12 protein-coding genes are annotated in these 9,033 nt (G+C 66.1%); 5 read left to right on the top strand and 7 right to left on the bottom strand.

Features of this window, described 5'->3' with window-relative positions; translation table 11 throughout:
* On the bottom strand, positions 1-234 hold a 234-nt coding region (locus VE759_RS20155), incomplete at its 3' end, for an NUDIX domain-containing protein (protein WP_324935728.1).
* A gap of 79 nt (positions 235-313) precedes the next feature.
* Here VE759_RS20155 and VE759_RS20150 point away from each other — a divergent pair.
* Positions 314-598, top strand: coding sequence for a 4a-hydroxytetrahydrobiopterin dehydratase (locus tag VE759_RS20150; protein WP_324935726.1), 285 nt, complete (start codon positions 314-316; stop codon positions 596-598).
* Here VE759_RS20150 and VE759_RS20145 read toward each other — a convergent pair.
* Positions 543-1,844, bottom strand: a complete 1,302-nt coding sequence (locus VE759_RS20145; RefSeq protein WP_324935724.1) for a mannosyltransferase — start codon at positions 1,842-1,844, stop codon at positions 543-545. The two genes, VE759_RS20150 and VE759_RS20145, sit on opposite strands and share 56 nt — an antisense overlap.
* A gap of 127 nt (positions 1,845-1,971) precedes the next feature.
* On the opposite strand from VE759_RS20145, the gene VE759_RS20140 reads away from it, so the two are divergent.
* Positions 1,972-3,099, top strand: a complete 1,128-nt coding sequence (locus VE759_RS20140) for a hypothetical protein (protein ID WP_324935722.1) — start codon at positions 1,972-1,974, stop codon at positions 3,097-3,099.
* A 51-nt stretch (positions 3,100-3,150) separates the two neighbouring features.
* Here VE759_RS20140 and VE759_RS20135 read toward each other — a convergent pair whose 3' ends face one another.
* Complete coding sequence (locus VE759_RS20135; protein ID WP_324935720.1) at positions 3,151-3,297, bottom strand: DUF1059 domain-containing protein; 147 nt, start codon at positions 3,295-3,297, stop codon at positions 3,151-3,153.
* A gap of 33 nt (positions 3,298-3,330) precedes the next feature.
* Here VE759_RS20135 and VE759_RS20130 point away from each other — a divergent pair, with 33 nt between their 5' ends.
* Positions 3,331-3,996, top strand: coding sequence for a nitroreductase family protein (locus tag VE759_RS20130; RefSeq protein ID WP_324935718.1), 666 nt, complete (start codon positions 3,331-3,333; stop codon positions 3,994-3,996).
* Here VE759_RS20130 and VE759_RS20125 read toward each other — a convergent pair.
* A complete protein-coding gene (locus VE759_RS20125; RefSeq protein WP_324935716.1) occupies positions 3,986-4,558 on the bottom strand; it encodes an HhH-GPD-type base excision DNA repair protein in 573 nt (190 codons plus the stop codon). The two genes, VE759_RS20130 and VE759_RS20125, sit on opposite strands and share 11 nt — an antisense overlap.
* A 201-nt stretch (positions 4,559-4,759) precedes the next feature.
* Between VE759_RS20125 and VE759_RS20120 the strand changes: the two genes are divergently transcribed.
* Complete coding sequence (locus VE759_RS20120) at positions 4,760-5,533, top strand: DUF899 family protein (protein ID WP_324935714.1); 774 nt, start codon at positions 4,760-4,762, stop codon at positions 5,531-5,533.
* Between the two features lie 21 nt (positions 5,534-5,554).
* Here the strand turns inward: VE759_RS20120 and VE759_RS20115 are convergent, their stop codons facing one another.
* Genes VE759_RS20115 through VE759_RS20105 form a run of 3 tightly spaced genes read right to left on the bottom strand, consistent with a single transcriptional unit; the run spans position 5,555 to position 7,993 of the window.
* Positions 5,555-6,463 (bottom strand): oxidoreductase, encoded by a 909-nt coding sequence (locus VE759_RS20115; protein WP_324935712.1) that lies wholly within the window; start codon positions 6,461-6,463, stop codon positions 5,555-5,557.
* Positions 6,463-7,026: an NAD(P)H-dependent oxidoreductase gene (locus tag VE759_RS20110; RefSeq protein ID WP_324935710.1), complete on the bottom strand. Its 564-nt coding sequence runs from the start codon at positions 7,024-7,026 to the stop codon at positions 6,463-6,465. Before VE759_RS20110 ends, VE759_RS20115 begins: the two co-directional genes overlap by 1 nt.
* Before the next feature lie 40 nt (positions 7,027-7,066).
* Entirely contained in the window at positions 7,067-7,993 is a 927-nt protein-coding gene (locus tag VE759_RS20105; RefSeq protein WP_324935708.1) for an NADP-dependent oxidoreductase, read from the bottom strand.
* Between the two features lie 213 nt (positions 7,994-8,206).
* Between VE759_RS20105 and VE759_RS20100 the strand changes: the two genes are divergently transcribed.
* Positions 8,207-8,875 carry a class I SAM-dependent methyltransferase gene (locus tag VE759_RS20100; protein ID WP_324935705.1) on the top strand — a complete coding sequence of 223 codons (669 nt, stop codon included), beginning with the start codon at positions 8,207-8,209 and terminating at the stop codon, positions 8,873-8,875.
* Positions 8,876-9,033: the final 158 nt, after the last annotated feature.

The raw sequence follows: 9,033 nt of genomic DNA, 5'->3' as shown, positions 1-9,033 counted from the left end.
CGTTGTTGTTTCGCTCAGCGCGACGTCCTGACCAAACCGCGGGCCCACCTCGACGTCGATCCCGAGTTCCTCGGCGAGTTCGCGGGCCAGCGCCTCGGCGTCGCTCTCACCCGGGGCCACCTTGCCGCCGGGCAGCTCCCATCGCCCGGCCAGCTCGTGCGGCCGCGCGCGCTGCGCGACCAGCACCGCCCGATCCACGATCAGCGCGCCGGCCACCACGATCTGGGTCGGCATGGCCTGCGACGGGTCAGGGTGCACCTGAACCCCCGTTCCTTGGGGACTCCCAAGTAGGTACAGAGGTAGCGTAAGTCGTATGGCCGTGCTCTCCGATGAACAGGTTGACGCCGCGCTTCCGGACCTCCCGGGCTGGCAACGCGCCGAGGGTGCGTTGCGTCGTGCGGTGAAGTTTCCGACGTTTATGGATGGGATCGAGGCGGTCCGCCGCGTCGCCGAACGCGCCGAAGCGGCCGACCATCATCCCGACATCGATATCCGCTGGCGCACAGTGAAATTCGCGCTTGTGACGCACTCGGCCGGCGGTATCACCGAGAACGATCTTGCGATGGCTCGGGAGATAAACGGGATCGTCGACCAGTAGCGGCGATCCAGCCGAGCGTGATCAGCGTCGCGACGATGTAGACCAAACCCGCCCAGGCGAGATACCACGAGCGGCTGATCTGCCAGATCGTCGGCTGCGCATAGCTCAGCAGCCACGGCGGGCCGACCAGCGTCAGCGCCAGCCAGCCCCAGCCGAGGATCCGCGCGCCGGTCCGGTCCCGCAGCGGCCCAACCAGCAGCCAGATCATCGTCGGCAGCAGCCACACCCAGTGATGGGTCCACGAAATCGGTGACAGCAACAGCCCGAAGAGTTGCACGACAACGATTTCGCCGAGCCGGTCATCGGCCCCGACTGCCCGCCACGCCGCCAGCGCCAGCACCGCCGTTACCGCGATCGCCGCCAGCACCAATGGGCCGTAGCCGGCGTCATGGCCCAGGATGCGCGAGATCCCGCCGCGCCACGATTGGTTGAACGAGGTACCGATCGGGCCCACCCGGTTGGCATCGCCGAGCAGGTCGGTGAAGTAGAAGCGGGACTGATCGCCGAGCACCAGCAGCGAAACGCCCACCGTCGCGAAGAACACCGCGGCGGCGAAAATTGCTGTCCCCCATCGGCGTACGCCCAGGAAGTACAGACCGCTTATCGCCGGGGTCAGCTTTACGCCCGCGGCCAGCCCGACCAGCAGCCCCGACAACCACCACCGCGTGCTGTATACGGCGTAAAGCACGGCCAACACCAGCAGCACGTTGATCTGCCCGTAGTCCAACGTGCTGCGCAGTGGTTCGATCCAGATGCCGACGGCGGTCCACAGCATGGCCTGGCGGTGGTCGCCCCGCCCGAGCAGCCGCTGGCTGAGCCGCACGACGCCGTAGAGCGCGGCGATGGTGCCGAGCTGCCAGCAGAACGCCAGGAGGCCGAACGGCAGCAGGTGCAGCGGATAGAAGATGACTGCCGCGAACGGCGGATACGTGAACGGCAGCGGGAAGTCCGGCGTCTGCGCCGAGTAGACGTAGTCGTACAGCCGGTTCGGCGTGCCGATGGTCGCGGCGCCGCCGACGTAGACGTGCAGGTCAACGAAGTTGGCACCGTTGCGCACGACGAACGTCCAGGCGAACCGCGCCGCGACGCTGACGGCGAGCAGCAGCGGCGCGACGGCCGTGAGCCGGCCGGGCGACCGAGGCGGAGTAGCGGTCGACGTGACCGCGGGCGTGACGTTTACCGGGCCGACTCTAGCGGCGTGCGCCGAACGCGAAGCCAATGCGAATTCGCCGACTATCGCCGCCACTCAACACCCGGCGACATCTCGTGTGGATAACAGTTCTGCATACGTCACACGTGTCACTTGAGTAACTCTAGTAACCGGCTACCTTCGGCTTTCGTGCGACAAAGCCACCGAGCTTAGGGAGCGAACCGTGCCACGGACCAGAAAGCTGTTCGCCGGAGTCGCCGCCGTCGCGGTGACGTCGTCGAGTGCCCTCACCGCGGCGGGCACCACATGGGCGGATCCCGCGGCGCCGCCGCAGCCGATCGGCACCTCGCAGGCGCCGGCCATGGCCGCGGTAGAACAGCTCAGCCCCGCGATCCAGCAGGCCGCAATAAACCCGCAGCAGGCCACGTCCCTGCTGATGGCCGCCGCCGCCGCGTTCACCGGCAACTCGGCCGCGCCGGACGACTCGAAGCGCGTCGCGTCGTCGGTCAACCAGTTCGTGCAGGATCCGGCCGGCCCCGCGCCGCACCAGGACTCGGTCGTTCCGTCGGCCAACGTGAACCTGCCCGCCTCGATTCCAGGTTCGCCGGTGCCATTGCCGAACAACCTGTCCCTTCCGAACGATCTCAACAACTTGCTGCCGGCGGGTGTCAACCTGCCTGCGCCCGCTGCCCAGCGGCCCGCAGATCCGTCGGCCCACATACCCGCGGCCGGTGCTGAGCCCGGCGGCGAGGCGCACCTGCCGGCCGGCATCGACCCCGCCCATGTGGTGGGACCGCCCCCTGATGCCGTACCCGCAGCGGCTCCCGCGCCCGCCTCAGCGCCCGCACCTGACGCGTCGCCAGCACCGGCCGCGGCGCCCGCCCCTCCGCCCGCTGCGAATGCACAGCCGGCGCCCGCCCCGTCGCCGGCGTTCGGTCCGGGCAGCCCGCCGACGCAGGACTTCATGTATCCGTCGATCGGCAACGGCTGCCTCGCCGATGGCGGCAACTCGCTGGCGACCGCGCTGTCGGTGGCCGGCCCCGCCCCGATCCCGAAACCTGGACCGGGTAAGGGCCAGACCGCTTACGTGTTCACGGCGGTCGGCACCGGCGCGCCGGCGGCGGAGCAGAGGCTGCCGCTGAATGTCACCTGGGTGAACCTCAGCACCGGTAAGTCGGGCACCGCGACGCTGAAGACGAACCCGGAGATTAACCCGACCGGCCCGACGACACTGACCGCGATTGTCGACACCGGCTCGGGCAGCATCATGTCGACCATCTTCGGTCAGGTGACCACGGTCGATAAGCAGTGCAACTTCCTGCCCACCATCGGCTCAACCGTGGTGCCTTAGGAAGCCGCCCGCCCGTCGAGCGTGCGCACCGGGGTGCACGCTCCGGGCGGGTCAATACGCCATGAACAGGATCGCGTCCCGGTCGTACTCGCGGCCGGGATGCGCCTCGGCGAGGTGGAGCTGCGTCTTCTCGACCAATTCGTCTTCGTCCTTGCCGCTGATCGCCTCGCCGCACGGGCAGTTGAGGTGGGTCTTCATGTGTTCACAATCCCACAGACCAGGATGTGAGTCATGGAGCTTTACCAGGTCATGCGCACGACGCCCGCCGTGCGCGAATTCACCGACGACCCGCTGCCCGACGAAGTCCTGGAGCGGATGCTCGACAACGTCCGGTTCGCGCCCAGCGGCGGCAATCGGCAGGGCGTTCGGGTCATCGTGGTGCGCGACCGCACGACCCGCGAAATGCTCGCAGAGCTCACCATTCCCGGCGCGCAGCGCTATATCGCGCAACTGCGCAACGGCGAGAGTCCATGGAACCCGCTGCATCCCTGTGGTGTCCCACCGGAGGCGATACGCGACATCGAGGTACCCGCCGAGATGCTCGCGCAATACACGCAAGCGCGTGTCCTGCTGGTGGTTTGCCTCGACCTGGAAGTCGTCGCGGCGAGCGACCAAGACCTCGACCGTGTCGGCCTGATCAGCGGCGCCTCGGTCTACCCGTTCGCCTGGAACATCCTGTTGGCCGCGCGCAACGAGGGCTACGGCGGCACCCTGACGACGATGGTCGCGCCGGAGGAGCCGCGGGTCAAAGAACTTCTCGGCATACCCGAGTCGTATGCGGTGGCAGCGGTGCTGCCGCTCGGCAAGCCGGCGCGTGAGGTCAGCAAGCTCAAGCGCAAGACCGTCGCAGAAATCGCGACGCGCGAGCGTTTCGACGGCGAGCCGTTTACGACTTAGCCTTCGCCGCTTTCAGGCGCTTCTTCAGCGTGCGCACCCGCTCGAGCGAGGCGGTGTCGACCACGTCGGCGATCGACATGTGTGACCCTGCCTTACCGTAATCGCCCGCCGCCTCGCGCCAGCCCCTCGGCGTCACCCCGTACTGCTTGCCGAGCAGCGCGAGGAAGATCTTGGCCTTCTGCTCGCCGAAGCCCGGCAGCGCCCTGAGCCGGCGCAGCACCTCGCCGGCATCGGGATTGCCCTCCGTCCATATCCCGGCGGCGTCACCGTCGTAGCGGTCGACGATCTCGCGGGCCAGGGTCTGGATCCGTTTGGCCATCGATCCCGGAAAGCGGTGTATCGCAGGCCTTTCCGAACACAGCGCCGCGAACTTCTCGGGGTCGTAGTCGGCGATCTGCCCGGCGTCGATGCCACCGATGCGGTCGGCGATCTTCTTCGGCCCGGCAAACGCGGTCTCCATCGGCACCTGTTGGTCGAGCAGCATGCCGATCAGCAAGGCCATCGGGTTGGCGTCAAGTAAAGCGTCGGCTGCCGGATCACCGGTTAGTCGCAGGTTCGGCACTCGGCCAGCCTAGGACTGCGCGGTGATTGAGAAAAGTAGAGATGTTTGCACCGTGGAGGATGATTTTCCGCCGCAGACATCGGATTCTCTCTGCGCCAGTGCTGGACCCCATCCTGCGTGGACTCATGAAGGGCGCCTAGCGCTTTGAGGTGCTGCCCGGTACGACCGAGTAGTGTCCGAAACAAAAACGAGGTCAAGTACATGCCGGTCGAAGAAGAGGTCTGTATGTCGATAGCTTTTCCGAATGAGTCGCGGGAGTATCGCGAAGCGCGTGACGCGCTGCTTCAACGGGAGGTCGATCTCCGGCGGCAAATGGAGGCCGTCGAGGCGCAGCGGCGATTACTACCGCCTGGCGGCGAGGTCCCGGAAGATTATGTGTTCGACCGAATCGGCGACGACGGCGCCGCAACGACGGTGCGTATGTCCGAGCTATTCGGCGATAGCGACACACTGATGCTCTATCACTACATGTTCCCGCGCCACTCGGGGGACGATCGGCCTAGACCGACGAGCGGTATCTTCTCGGAACTGCCCACAGACGAAGGACCGTGCCCATCGTGCACCGCGCTGATCGACATGTGGGACGGCACGATGCCCCGTTTCGAAGGTTCGGGTGGCAATTTGGCCATCGTTGCAAAGGCCCCGATCGAGCGGGTAGCGGCGTTCGCGCAGGACAGGGGATGGCGACACACCCGGGTGCTGTCGGCGGCGAACTGCAATTTTCGCCGTGACTACCGCGGCGACGGTGCTGACGGCCAGCCGGTACCCCTGCTGACTGTTTTCAAACTCTGGCCCGACGGCGCGATACGGCTGCACTGGGCAGGCGAACTCGTCTTCGCATCATTTGATAAGGATCGTCCGGGGCAGGACCCTGTGCACCTCGACACAGTAGAGGCACTCTGGACCCTATACGACGTGGCCACAACGCCCGGGTTCGCGCTTTGGCGAGTTCGACACGTGCCCGCGAACTGGTGACGACGCTGACGGATTTCGAATTCACTGCGGCGACAGAAACGCCCCATCGAGGCTGGCGATGTCGCGGTCTTCCAACCACAACGCGCAGGCGCCGAGGTTCTCGGCGAGATGTGTGCGGGTGCGGGTTCCCGGGATAAGCAGCACGTTGGGGGCCAGGGCCAGCAGCCACGCGAGTACGACCTGTGGCGCGGTGGCATCGTGACGGGCGGCGACGGCGGCGACGGCCGGGTTGGTCAGGATCGCCTCGCGCTGGGTTCGCGGATAACCCAGCGGGCAGAATGGCACGAAAGCGATGCTGCGTGCTGTGCACTCGTTGGCAATGGGCAGGCTGTTGCGGTCGGCGAGGTTGAAAAAGTTCTGCACGCAGACGATTTTGGTGACCTCCAGGGCTCGCAGAAGGTGGCCGCGTGTGACGTTGCTGATCCCGATCCCACCGATCAGTCCCTCGTCTCGCGCCCTCACCAGCACGCCGAGTTGGTCAACGAAACGCGCGTCGGGCACATCGTTGTCCATCACGCGCAGGTTGACCGCGGTCAGCTGCTCCACACCCAGGGTCGTCATGTTCTCTTCGATGTCGGCGCGCAGCTGGTTGGGATCGTCCTTAAGCAATAGCGCGCCGGAGTCGTCGCGCCTGGCCGCCACCTTGCTCACCAGTGCCAGCCCGTCGGGGTAAGGATGAAGGGCCTCGTGCATCAGTTCGTTGACACCACCGGCTCCGTAGGTCTGCGCGGTGTCGATGTGATCGACACCGGCGTCCACCGCGGCGCGCAGGACAGCAACGGCCTCGTCACGGTCCCGGGGCGGGCCGAAGACGCCGTCTCCGGACAGCTGCATCGCGCCGTAACCCATGCGCGAAACCACCTTGTCGGCTAGGCGATAGCGGCCCGGTGTCCGCTGCCTGCCGGTGGAATCCGCCGGACGGTGCCCCATCAGCCGCGCAGCGGCTTCAACGCGCCGGCCCAACTTTCAAGCTGGTCGAACAGGGTGACAGCGGCATCGTTGTGCAAGGCTGCCGGGGTGAACGCGGCGAAGTTCTCGAAGTCGGTGAACAACGAGAACGACAGCTGCTGGCGGACAGTGGCAATCTGCAGTTCGCCACACACCGCGCGCAGATGCTCGATCGCGCGCGCGCCGCCGAGGGAACCGTAGGCGACGAAGGCGGCCGCCTTGTTGTTCCATTCGGCGTAGAGGTAGTCGATGGCGTTCTTGAGCACCCCGGACGTCGAGTGGTTGTACTCGGGGGTGACGAAGATGAAGCCGTCGTACCCACCGATGGTGGCAGCCCACGCCTTGGTGTGGTCGTGCTGGTATTGACCGAACGACGGGGGCATCGGCTCATCGAGGTGGGGAAGCGCGTACTCGGCGAGATCGATGATCTCATAGCGTGCGCCTGACCGGCCCGAAGTCTGCCCGAGCACCCAATCGGCCACCGCCCTGGCGTGACGGCCCGGCCGCGTGCTGCCGACGATAATCGCAATTTTCACATCCGTCATAACTGCCTCGTATTCGTCTCAGATTGCAGCACTGCGTCGCTCATGGTCGCAGCACCACCTTGCCGCGGGTGTGGCGTTTTTCGAGCTCCCGGTACGCGTCCCGCACATCGTCGAGCGCGAAGACGCCCGCGATCGGCACGTCCAGCTCACCTCGGGCGACGAGGTCGGCCAACTCGGCCACCACCGCCGCGGTCGCGGCATCCGCACCGCCAGCCGACAAGACCCCGAACCGCTCTACGGCAGCGAAATCGGTAATGGTGTCGACCCTGTCGCGCGCGACTTTGAGGTCCTCGACCGCCATGGCGACATATCCACCACCGAAGAAATCCAGCAGGGCGTCGACGTGTTGAGACGGTGCTGCGGTGCGCAGCCGGGCCGGCAGGTCGTCACCATAGTTGACCGGGACCGCGCCATGGTCGGCGAGCCAGGCATCGTTGGACGGCCCGGCGATGCCGAGGACCGTGGCCCCGGCGCGTCGGGCGAGTTGAACCCCGATCGAACCGACACCGCCGGCAGCACCGGCGATCGCTACCGTCTCCCCCGGTACGAGGCTCACCGCCCGCACCGCGGCATAGGCAGTGGCGCCCGCGACAAACAGCGAGCCGGCCACCTCCCAGGAAACCTCCGACGGCTTGGGCGTCAACTGGGCGGCGGGCACCGCCACGTACTCGGCGTGGCTGGACCGTTGGTTGGAAAACCCGATCACCTCATCGCCGACGGTGAAACCGGTGACGCCGGAACCGAGTTCGGCCACCACCCCCGCCAGGTCGCTGCCCTGCCCGGACGGAAACGTCGCAGGAAACATATCGCGCACGGCACCCGCGCGAATCGCTGCCTCACTGATATTGATGCCGGCTGCCCTGACCTCGACCAGAACCTCACCGGTTTCCGGAACAGGGCGGGGCACGTCGCGCACCTCGAGGACGTCGATGCCGCCGTAGGAATCGAACTGCACTGCTTTGGGCATGAGCACCACAGTAGTAGATTTACATGATGTGTCAATCAATAGGTGCTTGGAGCACCTCCGGCCTTTGGTCGGGTCACCCGTGCGTAAGGTGAGTCCCCAGATCGAGTAGAGCGCGTCCGTGCTGCAGTCCGCCACTTCAGATGGGTCGCATCTCGCCGATTGCCCGAACACCGATTGCTTGATATATCATGTAAATCTGCTACTTTAGGGCTTATGACTAAGGCAGGCTCGAGTTCTTCCCAAGGATCCTCCGGATCGCCGCACATTGATTACGAAGCGCTTTACCGTGGCGAAAGCCCGGGCGCAGGCATAGCGCCAATGACACCACCATGGGATAACAAGGCGCCCAGCCAGAGTGTCATCGCGTGGCAGACTGGCGGTTGGGTCCACGGCGACGTCCTCGACATCGGCTGCGGGCTCGGCGACAACGCCATCTACCTGGCCAAGAACGGTTACACGGTGACCGGGTTGGACATTTCACCCACCGCCCTGAAAACCGCTGAGCAGCGGGCAAAGGACGCCGGAGTCGACGTAAAGTTCGCGGTGGCCGACGCCACCAAGCTCGACGGCTACACCGATGCGTTCGACACCGTGATCGACAGCGGTCTGTTCCACAGCCTCGATGACGACGGCAGACGTAGCTACACCGCCGCGTTGCACGGGGCCACCCGGCCGGGCGCCACCCTGTTACTCAGCTGCTTCTCCGACGCCAACCCGGTAGGCAAGGAGCCGCGACCGGCGGTGTCCGAAGTGACGCTGCGCGACGTCCTGGGCGGCGCCGGCTGGGACATCACCTCGCTGGAGCCTGCCACCCTGCGCGGCGGACTGGACGGCGCGCCAGTCGACATGGCGTTCTGGTACCTCCGCGCGCAACGGCGCTAAGTGGAAAAGGGAGGTCTTTCGATGCGCCCCAAGATCACTGAATTGATGCACGCCAACCTTCTCGAGGTCTTCAACGAGCGCGACTCTGCGCGCCGGCGTGCCACGATTGAGTACGTCTATGCCGACGACATCCGATGGACCGACGACGACGGCGTGAC

Source organism: Mycobacterium sp. (assembly GCF_035640695.1).
Taxonomy (GTDB): domain Bacteria; phylum Actinomycetota; class Actinomycetes; order Mycobacteriales; family Mycobacteriaceae; genus Mycobacterium.
This window is presented reverse-complemented; position numbering and strand designations above follow the sequence as displayed.

Bases quoted from the DNA above. Each gene is read 5' to 3' on its own strand.
- VE759_RS20150 (WP_324935726.1), top strand. From the start codon at position 314: ATGGCCGTGCTCTCCGATGAACAGGTTGACGCCGCGCTTCCGGACCTC.
- VE759_RS20110 (WP_324935710.1), bottom strand. From the start codon at position 7,026: ATGACGGATGTGAAAATTGCGATTATCGTCGGCAGCACGCGGCCGGGC.
- VE759_RS20115 (WP_324935712.1), bottom strand. From the start codon at position 6,463: ATGGGGCACCGTCCGGCGGATTCCACCGGCAGGCAGCGGACACCGGGC.
- VE759_RS20105 (WP_324935708.1), bottom strand. From the start codon at position 7,993: ATGCCCAAAGCAGTGCAGTTCGATTCCTACGGCGGCATCGACGTCCTC.
- VE759_RS20130 (WP_324935718.1), top strand. From the start codon at position 3,331: ATGGAGCTTTACCAGGTCATGCGCACGACGCCCGCCGTGCGCGAATTC.
- VE759_RS20100 (WP_324935705.1), top strand. From the start codon at position 8,207: ATGACTAAGGCAGGCTCGAGTTCTTCCCAAGGATCCTCCGGATCGCCG.
- VE759_RS20120 (WP_324935714.1), top strand. From the start codon at position 4,760: ATGCCGGTCGAAGAAGAGGTCTGTATGTCGATAGCTTTTCCGAATGAG.
- VE759_RS20135 (WP_324935720.1), bottom strand. From the start codon at position 3,297: ATGAAGACCCACCTCAACTGCCCGTGCGGCGAGGCGATCAGCGGCAAG.